A 16199-nucleotide genomic window follows, 5' to 3' on the forward strand; every position below is an offset into this window, starting at 1 on the left:
GTACTGGATACGTACTAGCAACGTATCAGCACTTAGCAGCGAGGACGGATCCATGCACCAGCCACGTGAAGGAGGCTTCACGCGTGTCACATGATGCCGCCCATGGCGGCACTCCAGCGGCGTTCCCACTCGCGGCTTCCCCTGAAGCGGGATCCGAGGGCACTGAATCCACCTTGCCCGCCACGGCGGCCGAAACCAGCCCGGACAACCCATGGCCGCTGCAACTGCTGTCCCGGAAGCTCAAGGTGCACATCGAACGTGCCCCTGCCGCGTGGATCGAAGGCCAGGTCATCGAACTCAACCGCCGCGGCAGCAGCGCGTTCGTGACATTGAGGGACACTGACGCGGAAATTTCCCTGCCGGCCTCGCTCTGGTCCAACGTGCTGGACCGCCAGAAAGTACCCCTGGAGCGTGGCTCGCGCGTCGTGGCCCTCGTAAAACCGGAGTTCTGGCTCAAGACGGGCAGGCTCAACATGTCCGTCAAGGACATCCGGCCCGTTGGACTCGGCGACCTCCTCGCAAGGATCGAACGCCTCCGCCAGGCCTTGGGCGCCGAGGGCCTCTTTTCGGATTCGCGGAAGAAGCGGTTGCCGTTGCTCCCCCACCGGATCGGCCTGATCACCGGACGCGATTCCGATGCCAAGAAGGACGTCCTCCGCAATGCTGCCCTTCGCTGGCCGGCGGTCGAATTCGATGTCCGCGAAGTCGCGGTCCAGGGGGTCTCGGCGGTCAATCAGATTGTGGCTGCCCTCAAGGCCCTCGACGCCGATCCTCACATCGATGTCATCGTGATCGCTCGTGGCGGCGGCGCGTTGGAGGACCTCCTTCCTTTCAGCAACGAAGCCTTGGTCCGCGCCGTGTCCGCCGCCGCAACGCCCGTGGTCAGCGCGATCGGCCATGAAGCCGACCATCCGATCCTTGACGATGTCGCCGATCTCCGGGCCTCCACTCCAACCGACGCCGCCAAGCGGATCGTGCCGGACGTCGCCGAAGAGTTCGCCCGGGTGCGGCAAGCCCGCGAGCATCTCCACCGCAGCGTAGGGCGTTTGGTGGACCGGGAGACGGACCGTCTCCACGCGCTGCGCTCCCGCCCGGTCCTGGCTTCGCCGGAAAGGATGCTCACGGCACGGGAAGAGGATGTGGAACGGCTCCGGAAGCACGCCCACAACGCCGTGAACTCCGCCGTCGTGAGGGCATTGGACCAAGTGCGCCATCTTCGTGCCCAAGTGAGGGCCCTGTCCCCGCAAAAGACCCTGGACCGCGGCTACGCCGTGGTCCAGGTCGCGGGGGCGGACGGAGTCGGCCACGACGTCGTGCGCAATCCGGGCCAAGCCCCGGAAGGCACACACCTGAGTGTCCGCCTCGCGGAAGGCCGCCTCGGCGCTGTGTCTACCGGAGGGGCAGCGTCCGGCGGAGAACACGGAGAAGCGGCGCCCGGCAGAGAGCGCCCTGGAGCCGGACAACCAAGCACCCACCAGCAAAACAAGGACTGAGGAATGACCGCAGAGAACAACGCTGCCACCGGTAATTTGGACGCGCTCAGCTACGAGGAAGCCCGCGAAGAGCTGATGAACGTGGTATCGCGGCTCGAAGCCGGCGGGGCAAGCCTTGAGGAATCGCTCGCCCTGTGGGAGCGGGGCGAAGCCCTGGCCAAGCGCTGCGAGGAATGGCTGGAAGGGGCCCGGCGCAGGCTGGCGGCTTCCCGCGACAACGAGGAGGACAGCGGCGACGCCAACTGACGCACGTATCGGCCTGGCGGCCCTTGTCCGGAGGGGACCCGAGGACTACGACTGAACGGCCCGCGCCCTTTCAGCAGGCACGTTGAAGGTTGCCTTCGGCCATGCCAGGTCCATTTTGGCGAGCGTCTCTAGGAGGAGTTCCTGGACCGCGATCCGCGCGTACCACTTCTTGTTCGCGGGAATCACGTGCCAGGGCGCTACGTCGGTTGACGTCTTGTCGAAAACAATCTGGTAGGCATCCATGTAGGAATTCCAGAACGCTCGTTCCGTGAGGTCTACCGGACTGTATTTCCAATGCTTGGACGGGTCGTCCAAGCGGGCCAGGAGCCGCTCTTTCTGTTCGTCGCGGCTGATGTGCAACATGACCTTGATGATGGTGGTCCCCTCCGCGGAAAGGCGCGCTTCGAACTCGTTGATGGCCTTGTAGCGCCGTTCCAATTCAGCGGCGTCGGCCCATGCGTGCACCCGGTGGATCAGGACGTCTTCATAGTGGGACCGGTCGAAAACACCGACGAAGCCGGGGGCGGGCAGGGCCTTCTCGATGCGCCAGAGGAAGTCGTGGGCCTTCTCCTCATCGCTCGGGGCTTTGAAAGGCGCCACTTTGACGCCTTGCGGGTCCATCGAGCCCACCACGTGCTCGACGATTCCGCCCTTCCCTGCGGTGTCCATCGCTTGGAGGATCAGCAACAGCCGCTGGGGGTTGCCGAACTGGCCCTGGGCAAAGAGCATCTCCTGGAGAACGTCCAAACGGTGGTCCTGGCCGGCGAGCAAGGCAACGCCTGATGCCTTCTTCCCGGGATAACCAGGCGTCGACTGAGGATCCACGCCGGAAAGCTCGAAACCGCGCCCGACTTTCAGTATTTTCGACGGACTCTTCTTGAACTCCACAACCGCGGCCATTCGACATCCCCTCGGCTCAGGCCGCTCTCCTGGCGGCGATGCTCAACAGGCTAGTTGCCCGGGTACCGCCCAAGGAAGTCTGCCATGCGGCCAATCGCCTCTTCGATATCTTTGACGTTCGGCAGCGTCACCATCCGGAAGTGGTCCGGACGCACCCAGTTGAAGGCTCGTCCATGCGAGACGAGGATCTTTTGTTCCTTCAGCAGGTCCAGGACGAATTTCTCATCATCACGGATGTGGTAGACCTCGGGATCAAGTTTCGGGAACAAGTAAAGGGCTCCCCTGGCCTGCTGCGTGCTGACCCCGGGAATCGCGTTCAGCAGATCGTAGGCTTTGTTCCGCTGTTCAAGGAGCCTGCCGCCGGGCAGGATGAGATCGTTGATGCTTTGGTGGCCACCCAAGGCGGTCTGGATGGCATGCTGTGCGGGCACATTGGCGCACAGTCGCATGTTGGCCAGCAGGTTGATGCCCTCGAGGTAGTCCGCGGCGTCCTTCTTGGGACCGGAGATGGCCATCCAGCCGGCGCGATAACCACAGACACGGTAGGCCTTCGACAAGCCGCTGAAGGTGAGGCACAAGACGTTCTCGCCCGTGAGCCCGGCGAGGTTCACATGGACGGCGTCTTCGTAAAGGATCTTTTCGTAGATTTCGTCGGCAAACACCACGAGGCCGTGCTTTTCGGCCAAGGCCACGATCTTCTTCAGCGTCTCTTCAGGGTAGACCGCGCCCGTGGGGTTGTTGGGGTTGATGACCACGATGCCCTTGGTGTGCGGCGTGATCTTGGATTCCATGTCCTCAAGGTCTGGCTGCCAGCCGGATTCTTCGTCGCACAGGTAGTGGACCGGACGGCCGCCGGCCAGTGCCACCGAGGCGGTCCAGAGCGGGTAGTCCGGGGTGGGAATGAGGACCTCGTCGCCGCTTTCCAGGAGCGCCATGAGGGACATGGTGATGAGCTCGCTGACGCCGTTGCCCAGGTAGATATCGTCAACGTGGATGCTTTGGATGCCGCGGGTCTGGTAGTACTGCGAAACCGCGGTGCGGGCCGAGAAAATGCCGCGGGAATCGCTGTATCCCTGGGCGTGGGGCAGGTGGCGGATCATGTCCACCAAAATCGCGTCCGGGGCTTCAAATCCAAACGGTGCCGGGTTTCCGATGTTCAGTTTGAGGATGCGGTGACCCTCTGCCTCCATCTGCTGGGCGGCCTGAAGAATCGGTCCACGGATGTCGTAAAGGACATTATGAAGCTTGGTGGACTGCTTGAATTCTGCCATTCATCAAATATGCCACACCGGTGATGTACTTCCGTTGAGACATCACTCACATACAACGACGGCGGCAAGGCCCCCAAAAGGTTCCTCGCCGCCGTCGGGCATTTCAGGTCGGATGGTTCCAGCGGGACCCTACTTCACGATCCCCTTGTCCTTGAGCCAAGCAATCGCGGCATCCTTCGGGTTCTCCTTTTGGTTGCCGCTCACTTCACGGTTGAGGTTGACGAGATCGTCCGTGGTCAGGACCTTCGAGACGGCGTTGAGCGCGTTTTTCGCTGTGTCCGTCATCTTGGCCGTGTTGTACAGCGGGAGGACCTGCTGGGCCTTGAAGTTGTTCTTGGGGTCGTCCAGGACCACCAAAGCGTTGTCCTGGATGGACGGCGTGGTGGTGAAGATATCCGCGACCTGGACGTCGTTCGTGAGGAGGGCCTGCAGCGTGAGGTTGCCGCCGCCGTCACTGAACGGCTTGAGGCCCTTGAGGACGCAGTTGTAGTTTGACTTCAATCCGGGGAAGCCGTAGGCGCGGGTTTCGAAGGTCGCCGGCGCCGCCATGGTGAACTGGTCGCAGACCTTCGCAAGGTCAGTTATGGACTTCAGGTTGTACTTCTCGGCGGTCGCCTGCGTGACAACCATGGCGTCCTTGTCTTCGGCCTTGGCGGGGTCGAGCACGCCTAGTCCCTGGGGCAGCTTTCCGGGAAGGGCCTTGTAGACGTCGTCGGCCGAGACCTGCGTGGCGTTCGCGTCCAGGTAGGACAGCAGGTTGCCGGAATAGTCCGGGGCGAGGTCGATCGAACCGTCCTGAACAGCCTTGAAGTAGATCTCGCGGGATCCGATGTTCGGCTTGGTGGTGGCCGTGACACCTGCGGCGTTGAGTGCGCCGGCGTAGATCTCCGCGATGATCTGGCTCTCCGGGAAGTCGGCCGAGCCGACCACGAGGGAGCCGCCGGATCCCGCGGGCGCGCTGGTTGACGGACTGGACAGGGGGCTGCCGCCGCAAGCGCTCAGGGCCAGGGCGATGCCGACGCCGGCCGCTAGGCCGCCAAGCGTGCGGCGGGTCAGGGGGACGGGGTGCTTCATACGGTACCTCCTTGAACGGCAGCCCCGGCTGGTGCGGCTGCGAGATCTCCGGCGGCCTTGTGGCCGCCGCGGGAATCGATGGAAAGCCCGGGCGGGAGGAGCAGCCTCTGCGCCGCGGCCAGTACGAGGTCGACGGCGATGGCCAGTGCCGCGATGAGCAGCGAACCGCCGAGCATGCGGGGAAAATCCTGAAGGACCAGTCCGTCAAAAAGGTAGCGCCCCAAACCACCCAAGGGAAGATAGGCCACGACGGATACGGTCGCGATGACTTGGAGAACGGCGGTGCGGAACCCGCCGAACATGACTTGGAGTCCGTTGGGCACTTCCACCCGGAACAGGACTTGGAGTTCGGTCATTCCCATGGCGCGGGCAGCGTCCACAACGGTCGGTTCGACGCTGGAAATCCCGGCGTAGGTGCCAGCAAGGAGCGGCGGGACCGTCAGGATCACGAGCGCCCAGACCGGCGGCATGAGGCCGGTGCCGGCAAGCAAGGCGAACAAGACCAACAAGCCGAGGGTCGGAAGGGCCCGTAGGGCACCGGCCACAGCGACGGCCACTACGCGCCCGTGTCCGGTGTGGCCAATGAAAAGGCCAACCGGCACGGCGATCGCCACGGCTATGACCAGGACCAGGCCCGAATACTGCAGGTGTTCCAACAGCCGCGTCGCGATTCCGTCGCTTCCAGACCAATGCGCCGGGTCAGTGAGCCAGGCGACGGTGTCGGTGAAGATGTTGCTCATCTTTCCACCTCCGCGTGGACGTGGGTGTCCGCGATCGTCTTTCCCGCCTTGGCGTCTTGTTCCGAGGCCTGCCTGGCCGCGAGCGCGGATGCCCGGGTCCACGGCGTCAGGAGTTTTTCCAAGAGGACAAGGGCTGTGTCCATGATGAGCGCCAAAAGGAGGATCGCGACGATGCCCACCACGACCTCGGTGACGAACGCCCGCTGCAGGCCGTCCGTGAACAGGATTCCCAAGTTGCCCACTCCGAGGAGGGCGGCGACGCTCACCAAGGAAATGTTGCTGACCGACACCACGCGCAGGCCCGCGAAGAGGACGGGCAGGGACAGGGGAAGATCGATCTGCAGGAACCGCGCGGCGGGCTTGAAGCCCATGGCGACGGCGGCCATCCGGAGGTCGTCGTCCACGGAGTCAAAGGCGTCCATCGCTGCCCTGACCAACAGCGCAACGGCGTAGATGGTCAGTGCCACCACCACGTTGAGGGGGTCAAGGATCCGGGTTCCAAGGATCGGCGGCAGGATGATGAAGAGGGCCAGCGAGGGGATGGTGTAGAGGAGCGAACTGGCCGTGACCACGAGGGTCCTGAGGGTCCGGTTCCTGCGGGCCAGCTGGCCGAGGGGCACCGAGATTAACAAGCCCAGCACCATGGGGATCAAAGCCAGGACGAGGTGTTCGCCTGCCCGTGAGAAGACCATGCCGCTGTTCGCCAGGAACCATTCCATCAGGTGGCGTCCTCCCGGTAATGCCGGGTTTCCTCGATGAGCGCCAGGACCTCTTCGGCTTTGAGCACTCCGGCGAGCTTGCCGTCGTCGTCCACTACTACGCCCAGACCGGACGGCGAGGACAATGCCGCGTCCAGCGCCCGCCGCAAGGTGTCCCCGCGACGGAACAGTGAGCCGCCGGGGATCAGGCCGGTCCCGTCGCGCGGGGAGGCCCAACCCAGAGGCCGGGAGCCGGCGTCGAGCACTACCGCCCACTCGCGGTTCTCCGCGGCGAGCTCCGGCGCCTCGACGGTCTTGACCGGATGCACGCGGATGGATTCGGCGGCGTTGAAGGCCAAGTGCCGGAATCCCCTGTCGCGCCCCACGAAGGACGCCACGAAATCATTGGCCGGTGCGCGGAGGATCTCCTCCGGCGCGGCGTATTGCGCAAGCTTCCCGCCGACGGCGAAGACCGCCACCTTGTCTCCCAGCACCGTGGCTTCGTCGATGTCGTGGGTCACGAACACAATGGTCTTGGCCAGTTCGCGTTGAAGCCTGAGCAGTTCTTGTTGGAGTTCGTCGCGGACCACGGGATCGACGGCGCTGAACGGCTCGTCCATCAGCAGCACGGGCGGATCTGCCGCGAGCGCGCGAGCCACGCCGACGCGCTGCTGCTGGCCGCCGGACAGTTGCGAGGGATACCGTTTGCCGAGCGCGGACGCGAGACCGACGACGTCGAGGAGCTCGGCGGCGCGTTTCCTCGCAACGCCTTTGGAGACGCCGTTGAGCCGCGGGACGGTGGCAATATTGTCCAGCACCGAACGGTGCGGCATGAGGCCCGACGACTGCATGACGTACCCCATGGAGCGGCGCAACCGGGCCGCCGGCTCTTTCGATACGTCCCGGCCGTCCACCGTAATGGTGCCCGACGTCGGTTCCACCATGCGGTTGATCATGCGCAGCGAGGTGGTCTTTCCGCAGCCGGAGGGACCAACGAATACCGTGATGGCGCCTTTGCCGATGGACATGCTCAAGCCGTCCACAGCGGGCTGGCCGCCCTGATACTGCTTTGTGACGCTCTGGAACTCAATCATGGCTTCAGCCATTCCCGGGCTTACCTATCTCTAGGGCGGCAATATCAACGTTTCAGATGAATCAACAGCGGTCCAATATTGCTCCAGCCTAGCCAGCACCACAAGCCATGTCAGCGCAGGAGCGAAGACCGTAATGAATCGGCAATCCTCAGACGGCGTCGAGTTTGCCGTTGAGGGGACGCTCGCGGTGCAGGCGGAGGCCGACGTCAACCAGGGAGACCCGGTTCAGCGTGGGCACCTCGTGCAGCGGTATCCAGGCGGCGTGGGTAGTGCTTCCACCGATCTCGTGGGCCAATTCACCGCCGATGACGTTGGCTTCGTAAATGAGCCGGAACGCTTGGAAATCACGGTCCAGTCCGTCGAAGCGGTCTTCTCCCCGCCAGTGGCCGACGTCGGCGCCGAGCATGATTCCGATTTCGGCGTCGTATCCGGTTTCTTCCTGGATTTCGCGGCGGCAGCCGTCAACAGGGTGCTCGCCGAGGTCCAGGCCTCCGCCGGGGAGGGTCCAGCCTTCTTTGCCGTTTTCCTTCCAATAGGCCAGAAGGATCTCTTGGTCGCGGATGACCACTCCGTAGGCGGCAGCGCGGGTGTCGAACTCAATGCTCATGGAGCCAGCCTAAGCGGGCAGCAGCGCCTCCGCGATCTCCGCGTTGTCCGCCTCGCCGAGATCGGCACTTTCCCGGAGCTCGACGACGGTGCCCGGCTTTTCGAGTTCGAGCACCTTGATGGTGTTGCGGCCGGCCCGGATCAAGGGCGCGGGGACGTAGAGGGTGCGCTGTGGGCCGACGCTCCAGTATCGGCCCAGAAGGAAGCCGTTGATCCATACGAAGCCTTTGCCGGAGTCGGGAAGCGCCACGTAGGTGTCGGCCGGTGTTTCCGCGGAAAATTCGACCCCGGGCAGTTGCTCGAGTTCCGCCGGTCCCCAGGCGGCGAGGGGCACGGGCGTTTGTGTCCAGTGGAAGGTGTACCGCTGGTTGACGAGGACGCCGGCGAGGATCCCCTTTCCGTGTCCAGTCAACGGTCCGTAGTTGATGCGGCCAAGGTTTTCCACGAGGATCTCTACGCGCACGGGTACGCCGGTGCCCGTAATCGTCAAGCCGTCCGGTGCCGTGCTGTCGTCAAGGATGCCGGCAAAGACTCCGTCCAGCCAGACGTACGCGCGATCATTTAGGCCGGCGATGCGGAGCGTGGACTCGCTTGGGGCATCCGGCCGGCCGGGGAAGACAGCTTCGGCCGCATACAGCACCATCCCGGCGTCGAGTCCCAATCGCTCGAAGCTCAGCGGACGGACGCTGGGAACCGGATTCCCGGCCGCCCTGGCAAGGGTGAGGAGTTCGACCCCGGCGGAAAGCGGGAGCGACCGGGCGGGGAGGACGGGCGGCTCCTCAAGGAACTGCGGAGCGAGTTCCGGTACCTCGTCGATCCCTTGTGCCTGGAGGAATTCTCGCCTGAGCGCGTGGAACTTTGGCGTGAGGGTTCCGTTTTCCGCGATCGGAGCGTCTGAATCGTAGCTGGTAACCGTGGGCTGGATGCGTTTGCCGTCGTGGTTGCAGCCGGATCCCAGCCCGAAGTTCGTGCCGCCGTGCGCCATGTAGATACACACGGAGGCGTCCAGGTCCAGCATTTTGCGCACTTCAGTGGCAGCATCCTCGGGGTCCCGCAGGTGATGGCGTTCTCCCCAGTGGTCGAACCAGCCGCCCCAGAACTCGACGTTGAAGAACGGCTCGCCCGGGCGGCGCCGCTGCCAGGTCGCCACGGCTTCGTCGCCGCGGCTGCCGAGGGTCGCCGTCGCCCACGTCCCCTCGATGGCGCCGCCGTCGAGGTAGTAGTCGGTGCCGCCGTCGGCTGTGAACAGCAGCTCAGCGATGCCGCGCTCTTCGAGCGCGCGGCGGTTCCAGCGGAGGTACTCGTGGTCGTCTCCGTAACTGCCGTATTCGTTTTCGATCTGCACGGCCACCACCGGTCCCCCGAGTGATGCCTGGCGGCTGGCGATGATGGGGAGCAGGTGGTCGAACCATTGCTCCACCGCGGCGGTGAACACGGGATCGAGGCAACGCAGCCCGATCCCGGGCATCCCGGTGAGCCAGGCGGGGAATCCTCCGTTGTCCCACTCGGCGCAAATATAGGGACCGGGACGGACAATGACGTCAAGGCCTTCCTCGGCCGCAAGGTCGATGAAACGTCCGAGGTCCCGCCATCCGCTGAAATCCGGGGCGGCGTCAGGACTAGGCTGGTGGAAGTTCCATGCGACGTAGGTGTCAACGGTGTTGGCACCCATCGCTTTGAGCTTGCCCAGCCGGTCCCGCCAGTGGTCCGGGTGGACCCGGAAGTAATGGATGGCTCCGGCAAGGATGCGGTAGCGTTCCCCCGAGCGGTAGAGGATGGCGTCGTGGTAGCTCAAAACGGCACTGTTCACGCGGAACAGAATAGTACATTTTCCAACATTTCAGCACATGGAGATGCATCGTGACCAATCTGGAAACGGCCCCGGCCGAGGAAGTCTGCCCGGCGGGCCACGTAGGCACGGGACCGTGCGTCCAATTGTGGCCTTCCCGCGACGTTCCCCTGGGCGGCGTCCGCGCCATGACGGTCTCCCGCACCCTCCCCCAGCGCGGCCTGCCGACCGTGGGCGCCTGGTGCTTCCTCGACAGCTTCGGCCCCGACCGCGTGGCAATGAGCGTCCTCCCCCACCCCCACACCGGACTCCAGACCGTCACCTGGCCGCTCCAAGGCGAAGTCCGGCACCGCGACAGCATAGGAAGCGACGTCGTGGTCCGTCCCGGCCAGTTGAACATCATGACGGCGGGCCGCGGCATTTCGCATTCCGAGTTCGCCGTCCTCCCCGCCGCCCTTCCTAAAGCGCCCGACGGCGGAGACCTCCTGCCGCAGTCCCGCGGGCTGCAGCTTTGGGTCGCCTTGCCCGACGCCGAACGGCACCGCGCGCCGTCGTTCCAGCAGGTAGTCGACTTGCCGAGAGTCATCACGGACACCTACACAGCCACCGTGCTCGTGGGCGAATTCGCGGGGCAACGCTCCCCCGCCGTCATGTTCAGCCCGATCGTCGGCGTCGAAATCTCGGCGTCAGGCAGTATCGACGTGCCCTTGGACCCCACCTTCGAACATGCTGTCCTCGTCCTTGACGGCTCCGCTGCGATCGACGGCCAAACGGTCGATCCCGGCCCCTTGGCGTTCCTCGGCGCGGGCCGGGACGCGCTTCACCTCGACGCGAACCCGGGAACGCTCTTCATGCTCCTCGGCGGTGAACCCTTCGAGGAGGACGTGCTGATGTGGTGGAACTTCGTGGGCCGGACGCACGAAGAAGTGGAACAAGCGCGCGAGGACTGGGAAGCACAAGCCTCCCTCAGCGACGAGGAAGCCCGCTCCGCCCGTTTCGGCCGCGTCAGTGGCCACGGCCCGGACGCCGGGGCCGAAGCCGGACGTATTCCCGCGCCTCCCATGCCGGCGGTCCAGCTCAAGCCTAGGACCAGGGCACGGTCCCAAGAGGAGCTCCAGGGCTAGGGCAGCTCCGCCACGATCCGCAGGACACCGAATACGGGTTCTTGGTCGAGAACCCGTACGTCGGTGATCCCGTGGGCGGCAAGCCCGGCACGGAACGCTGCCTGCAACGGCTCCACGTTCATGCCGAGGCCGCCACCCAGGATGACAGGCCCGTCCAAGCCCAGCTGCCGCACAGGCTGCGCCGCCAATTCCGCGAGGTCACGCCCGGCCTGGTCCAGCAATTGGCGGCTCACGTCGAGTCCGGCCTTCGCTGTTTCGACAACGGTCGCCGCCCGCTGGGCCCAGTAGCGCCGGCCGGTCTCCTTCGAATGGAACAGTGCGATGAGTTCGTTGGGATCGTCCACGCCGCAGGAATCAAGGAGCGCCACAGTGAGGGCGTCCGGTTCGAGGCCCTTGTTCATCCGGCGGAGGCTGTGACGCACGGCTTCCCTGCCGAGCCAGTAGCCACTGCCTTCATCGCCCAGGAGGAAGCCCCACCCGCCGGCGCGGGCTTCGACGCCGTCGGCATTTTTCCCCCACGCCGCGGAACCGGTCCCCGCGATGACGGCCACCCCGGTGCTCGCCCTGCCCGCCGCGAGCAGCAATTGCGAATCATGGACCACTGTGACCTGCGCCCCGGGAACATGGGGCTCGATCAACTCGGCGAGCGCACGAGCGTCTGCTTCGGTGTCTATTCCACCCGCGCCTGCCAACACGCGGTCAACAGCACCGCCGCCGATCATGGCAAAGAGCTCGGCGAGGCTCTTCTCCGCGGCTTCGCGCGTGACGTTCTGGACGTTGGAACTGCCCGTACTTTCGTCCCGGACCGGTATTCCGTCCTCGAACCGTACGCCGCGGGTCTTCGTACCACCGATGTCCAGCCCGATGACCGTGACCGGACGAGCACCTTCTTCTACTGTCTCCACGTCTGTATTCACGACCAAAAGAGTAACGCGCGGCTTCTCGCTGGCCCTACTTGCTTTGGTCCTACTCGCTTTGGGACCGCGCTTTCACGAGGCCCGCGAGCAAACCCGGTCCTTCGGAAAGCACGAGTTCGCGGAAAAGCCGCACGGGGTCGGGCTCCTTGCGGCGTTCCCGCCACGCAATTCCGATCTCCCGGAAGGCGAACGGCGATTCGAGCGAAACCTCCACCCAGCCAAGATCCGTGGATTCCAGGACTCCTTGGGGCCCGGGTCCGAGCCCGCCAGGGGGAAGGATGCTGTACCCCAGCCCCGCGGAAACCAAGCCCCGGATGGTGTGCGAGTCCTGGCTTTCGAAGGCAACCCGGGGCCTGAACCCTGCATCTCGGAAAATCGCATCGGTCAGCGAGCGCAGGCCGTAACCCGGGCCCATGGAGACGAACGGTTCGAACCTCAACTCGGAAAGCCGGACGCTCGCGCGTTCCGCCAGCGGGTGGCGGTGATGGAGCACGAGCCTCAACGGCTCCTTGTACAGCGCCGCCGAGCCGAGGTTCCTCCCGGGGCCGGCAACGGGAGCCGTGAGCGCGAAATCAGCGTCGCCGGCGGTGAGCAGGTCCAGGCACGCCGCACGCGCTCCCTGGCTGAGTTCAAACGCCGTTGATGGGTGCCGGCTGCGGAAAGCGCTCATCAGGAGGGGCAGGGTTGCCTCGCCGAAGGTGTGCTGGAAGGTCACCGCGATGCGTCCGCGGACTACGTCCGATTCGTGGCGGACGGTGTCCAATCCGGCCTGGACATCCGCGAGCGCGGACTCGATGTAGGGAAGGAGGCTTTTGGCGGCTTGAGTCAGCCGAACCCCACGGCCTTCGCGCACCAGCAACTCGATTCCGACGACGGCGCTCGCCCGGGCCAGCGCCCGGCTCACCGTGGACTGGGGTACTCCGAGCAGCTCCGCCGTTTCTGTGATGTGTTCGGTCCGGCCCAGCTCAGCGAGCAAAGGCAACAGGGGAAGCAACTGGACCAGTTGCTTGTGTTCGATGTCCATCCAGCCCTCCACAATCCCGTCGCGGCAAAATTCATCCGAAACTGCTATTAATCATAGTCAAATCATGCATTGGAATCATCACTCGCCCTCGCCGTACCGTGGATGGGTGAGCACAAGCACCGCATCTCGAAGCACTACTGAGCCGGAGTGGGAAGGCCACCTCAAGGGGTCCACCGCGTACCGCAGGATCCTCGCAGGCCTAGCGCTCGCCGGCGTCGCGACGTTCGCACAGTTGTACTCCACGCAGGCAGTGCTGCCGCTCATGGCCAACGAACTGCAAATCTCAGCCTCGGAGGCCGCCCTCACGATTTCCCTGGCCACCGTAGGCCTCGCGTTGACGGTGCTGCCGTGGTCCTTCCTGGCGGACAGGATCGGCCGGGTGCGGGCGATGACAATCGGCATCGCCGCAGCCACGGTCCTCGGCCTCCTGGTCCCCCTTGCCCCTACCTTTCCGCTCGTTCTCGCCTTGAGGGCGTTGGAAGGCATGGCTTTGGGTGGAATCCCTGCCATCGCAATCGCGTACCTGAACGAGGAAGTCAGCAAGGTCCACTCCGCCCTCGCCGCCGGAAGCTACGTCGCCGGAACCACGCTGGGCGGTCTTTCCGGCCGTTTGCTTGCCGGTCCCGTGGGTGAGTTGTGGGGTTGGCGCGCCGCTGCCCTATCGGTTTCGGTCCTGGCCGCTGTTTCCGCGGTGTTGTTCCTCCTGCTGGTTCCGAAGCCACGCCGGTTCACGCCGAGTGCCGCCGGTGGTTTGCGCGGTGCCCTGAAGACGCTGTCCGCGCATTCTTCCAATCCGCGGCTTCTTGCCCTGTACATCCAGGCGTTCCTGTTGATGGGCGGCTTCGTCGCCGTCTACAACTACCTCGGCTTCCGCCTCCACGCCGAACCCTTCGGCCTCCCCGCAACAGTCGTGAGCTTGATCTTCCTCGCCTACCTGTCCGGCACAGTGAGCTCGCGGTGGGGCGCCGGGCTATCCATGCGCTTCGGCCGCCGCACGGTATTACTCGCCGGCATCGCCATGATGACCTTGGGGCTTGGACTCACTCTGTGGAACAACATTGCGGCGGTCCTCGCCGGCCTGGTGGTCTTCACTGGCGGCTTCTTCGCAGCCCACAGCATCGGCTCCGGCTGGACGGGCATCATCGCGAGCACGGGGCGTGCGCAGGCCGCTTCCCTCTACAACCTTTCCTACTACCTGGGTTCCAGCGTCATCGGTTGGGCCGGAGGACTTGCCTTCCAGGCATTCGGCTGGGCAGCCCTCGCGTGGACCGTCATCGCACTGGGGTGCACGACGGCGGTGATCACCGCCGTCGTGCACCGCTCCCCCGTCCGCGAGTCCGCCGTCGTCGTCCCTTCCGCGTAACTCCTAGCTCTCCGCCGCCTGGACGTCATCGACGCCGGTACGGCCCGGAGGCGGTTCTTCCGCGAGCCGCGCCCGCGCGTGCAGGACGTCACCGATGAACCAGTCGTAAATCACGACGCCGATTATGCCGCCCACGAGGGGACCGACGATCGGCACCCAGAAGTACCAGCTGAATGATCCGTCCACCGTTCCCGGAAGCGCCGTGTTTCCCCATCCTGCCAACCAGGCGAACAGCCTCGGGCCGAAGTCACGGGCCGGGTTGATCGCATAGCCGGCGTTCGCGCCGATCGACATACCGATCGCCGCGACGGCCAGGCCGATCATGAACGGGCCGAGGTTCGCCTGGACAGCCGTATTGCGCAGGTCGATGATTGCCACCACGAACATGACGAGGAAGGCCGTGCCCGCAATCTGGTCGATCAGTGGGCCTACCGGATTTCCATGGAAGTACGGCGCCGGGAAAGTCGCGAAAATTGAATACGTCGCGAGCCCCTTCGGATCGCCCCGTCCAGTGCCGACGGCCTTGTTGTAGGCGTCAATGGCGTCGTGATACAGCAGGTACACCAAGGCGGCGCCGGCGAAGGCACCGACCACTTGGGCAACGATGTAAGGCCCTACCTTCTTCCACGGAAATTTCCTCCGTACGGCGAAAGCCACCGTCACGGCCGGGTTGATGTGGGCGCCGCTCACTCCGCCTCCGACGTAGATCGCCAGCGTCACCGCCAGGGCCCATCCCCACGTGATCAACAGCCAGTCACCGGCCGCCTCGAAGATCGTAGTGGGTGTGGCTGCCCTGCCCGAGCCGGGCAAAGCGGCGACCGCCATGGCCACAACTCCGTCACCGAAGGAGATCAAGACAAACGTGCCGAGAAACTCCGCAAGGAGTTCGCCCCAGGTGCCTCCCAATTGCTTGAGGCCGCTCCCGTGGCGGACCGCATTCCGTAGTGGACTGATATCACTCATCCCTAGTGCCTCCCCGAGTCATCTTATTCACCATTGGAATTGACAACCCCAGTGAATTCATGCTATTGCGACTGCGCCCGGATAGCCATGGCTCACGCACAGGTCCTGGCAGACGCCCTGGAGGGCCGGGCGGGACGGAATTGCTACACGCGCAAGTCGCGCAATCAGCCTCCGCAACCTGCTTGACGTAGGATTCCAGAGACGCCCCGCTAGCGCGGGTCGCGGGCCCCTCCGTCGCCGCTACAGCACACAAGGAACGATTCGCCGGAAAATTGGGTGTGAATCTCCCTAAAATTCGGAATTTTGAGTTCGAAATAAATGGGATATGCGGAAAGTGCCGTCTATGATGAATAGACAGTGCTTTCAGGAGGATCCGTGACCACCACCCCGAAGAATGTTCGCCCCGTCGGGATGAGCGAACCATTGGACGCGATCGACGAGCGTATCCTCGCGGCACTGGTTGACGATGCACGCATCTCCAACAAGCAATTGGCGGAACTCGTGGGCATCGCACCCTCCACGGCCCTCATGCGTACGCGTTCGCTTTCCGAGCGCGGGATCATCGAAGGTTTCGAAGCGATCCTGAGCCTTCCGGCCATCGGACGATCGGTGCAAGCGCTCATCGCTGTCCGCCTGCGCGCCCACGACCGCGACCAGATTGATCGCTTCACGGCCCGCGTCCCCGCCCTTCCCGCCGTCATCTCCACGTTCCACACTTCAGGTTCCGTGGACTACCTGCTGCACATCGCCGTCGCAAACACGGACGACCTCCGCGACTGGGTCCTGGACAACCTCGCTACCGATCCCGTGGTGGGCCACACGGAGACAACCCTTGTCTTCGAGCACATCCAAGGCAACCACGGGCCCCTGCCCGAATAGCTTCTTAGCGGCTGTTCC

Annotated in this window: 16 protein-coding genes; 5 read left to right on the forward strand and 11 right to left on the reverse strand. The window is 64.6% G+C overall.

The genetic code is table 11. The annotated features are described in order from the left end of the window. Positions 1–173: 173 nt before the first annotated feature. Both xseA and E1809_RS00265 read left to right on the forward strand, forming a co-directional pair. A complete protein-coding gene (gene xseA / locus E1809_RS00260) occupies positions 174–1493 on the forward strand; it encodes an exodeoxyribonuclease VII large subunit (RefSeq protein WP_235835379.1) in 1320 nt (439 codons plus the stop codon). 3 nt (positions 1494–1496) lie between these two features. Then, complete coding sequence (locus E1809_RS00265) at positions 1497–1739, forward strand: exodeoxyribonuclease VII small subunit (RefSeq protein WP_133202242.1); 243 nt, start codon at positions 1497–1499, stop codon at positions 1737–1739. A 45-nt stretch (positions 1740–1784) separates the two neighbouring features. On the opposite strand, the gene E1809_RS00270 is transcribed toward E1809_RS00265, so the two are convergent. The 8 genes from E1809_RS00270 to E1809_RS00305 all read right to left on the reverse strand — a co-directional run bounded on the left by E1809_RS00270 (position 1785) and on the right by E1809_RS00305 (position 9932). Continuing rightward, complete coding sequence (locus E1809_RS00270; protein WP_133202243.1) at positions 1785–2639, reverse strand: polyphosphate kinase 2 family protein; 855 nt, start codon at positions 2637–2639, stop codon at positions 1785–1787. Between the two features lie 50 nt (positions 2640–2689). Further along, the gene (locus E1809_RS00275; RefSeq protein ID WP_133202244.1) at positions 2690–3910 is read right to left on the reverse strand and encodes a pyridoxal phosphate-dependent aminotransferase; all 1221 of its coding nucleotides are present in this window, start codon (positions 3908–3910) and stop codon (positions 2690–2692) included. Between the two features lie 129 nt (positions 3911–4039). Then, on the reverse strand, positions 4040–4984 hold the full coding sequence (locus tag E1809_RS00280) for an ABC transporter substrate-binding protein (protein ID WP_133202245.1): 945 nt from the start codon (positions 4982–4984) through the stop codon (positions 4040–4042). Next, complete coding sequence (locus tag E1809_RS00285) at positions 4981–5724, reverse strand: ABC transporter permease (RefSeq protein ID WP_133202246.1); 744 nt, start codon at positions 5722–5724, stop codon at positions 4981–4983. The genes E1809_RS00280 and E1809_RS00285 overlap by 4 nt, the downstream gene beginning before the upstream one ends. Continuing rightward, entirely contained in the window at positions 5721–6443 is a 723-nt protein-coding gene (locus tag E1809_RS00290; protein WP_133202247.1) for an ABC transporter permease, read from the reverse strand. Before E1809_RS00290 ends, E1809_RS00285 begins: the two co-directional genes overlap by 4 nt. Continuing rightward, positions 6443–7528: an ABC transporter ATP-binding protein gene (locus E1809_RS00295; protein WP_133202248.1), complete on the reverse strand. Its 1086-nt coding sequence runs from the start codon at positions 7526–7528 to the stop codon at positions 6443–6445. Before E1809_RS00295 ends, E1809_RS00290 begins: the two co-directional genes overlap by 1 nt. A 136-nt stretch (positions 7529–7664) precedes the next feature. Next, the gene (locus E1809_RS00300; RefSeq protein WP_133202249.1) at positions 7665–8123 is read right to left on the reverse strand and encodes an NUDIX hydrolase; all 459 of its coding nucleotides are present in this window, start codon (positions 8121–8123) and stop codon (positions 7665–7667) included. 9 nt (positions 8124–8132) lie between these two features. Next, entirely contained in the window at positions 8133–9932 is a 1800-nt protein-coding gene (locus E1809_RS00305) for a glycoside hydrolase family 35 protein (protein WP_133202250.1), read from the reverse strand. Between the two features lie 50 nt (positions 9933–9982). On the opposite strand from E1809_RS00305, the gene E1809_RS00310 reads away from it, so the two are divergent. Next, on the forward strand, positions 9983–11035 hold the full coding sequence (locus E1809_RS00310; RefSeq protein ID WP_133202251.1) for a pirin family protein: 1053 nt from the start codon (positions 9983–9985) through the stop codon (positions 11033–11035). Here E1809_RS00310 and E1809_RS00315 read toward each other — a convergent pair. Together E1809_RS00315 and E1809_RS00320 are read right to left on the reverse strand one after the other, a co-directional pair. Beyond that, entirely contained in the window at positions 11032–11952 is a 921-nt protein-coding gene (locus E1809_RS00315; RefSeq protein WP_235835361.1) for an N-acetylglucosamine kinase, read from the reverse strand. The two genes, E1809_RS00310 and E1809_RS00315, sit on opposite strands and share 4 nt — an antisense overlap. 49 nt (positions 11953–12001) lie before the next feature. Further along, positions 12002–12976, reverse strand: coding sequence for a LysR substrate-binding domain-containing protein (locus E1809_RS00320; protein WP_133202253.1), 975 nt, complete (start codon positions 12974–12976; stop codon positions 12002–12004). A 106-nt stretch (positions 12977–13082) separates the two neighbouring features. On the opposite strand from E1809_RS00320, the gene E1809_RS00325 reads away from it, so the two are divergent. Next, positions 13083–14339 carry an MFS transporter gene (locus tag E1809_RS00325; protein WP_133202254.1) on the forward strand — a complete coding sequence of 419 codons (1257 nt, stop codon included), beginning with the start codon at positions 13083–13085 and terminating at the stop codon, positions 14337–14339. A gap of 3 nt (positions 14340–14342) precedes the next feature. On the opposite strand, the gene E1809_RS00330 is transcribed toward E1809_RS00325, so the two are convergent. Then, positions 14343–15302 (reverse strand): MIP/aquaporin family protein, encoded by a 960-nt coding sequence (locus tag E1809_RS00330; RefSeq protein ID WP_133202255.1) that lies wholly within the window; start codon positions 15300–15302, stop codon positions 14343–14345. Between the two features lie 411 nt (positions 15303–15713). Here E1809_RS00330 and E1809_RS00335 point away from each other — a divergent pair, with 411 nt between their 5' ends. Beyond that, complete coding sequence (locus E1809_RS00335) at positions 15714–16181, forward strand: Lrp/AsnC family transcriptional regulator (RefSeq protein ID WP_133202486.1); 468 nt, start codon at positions 15714–15716, stop codon at positions 16179–16181. Positions 16182–16199: the final 18 nt, after the last annotated feature.

Source organism: Arthrobacter terricola (assembly GCF_004354015.1).
In the GTDB taxonomy this organism is placed as follows: domain Bacteria; phylum Actinomycetota; class Actinomycetes; order Actinomycetales; family Micrococcaceae; genus Arthrobacter; species Arthrobacter terricola.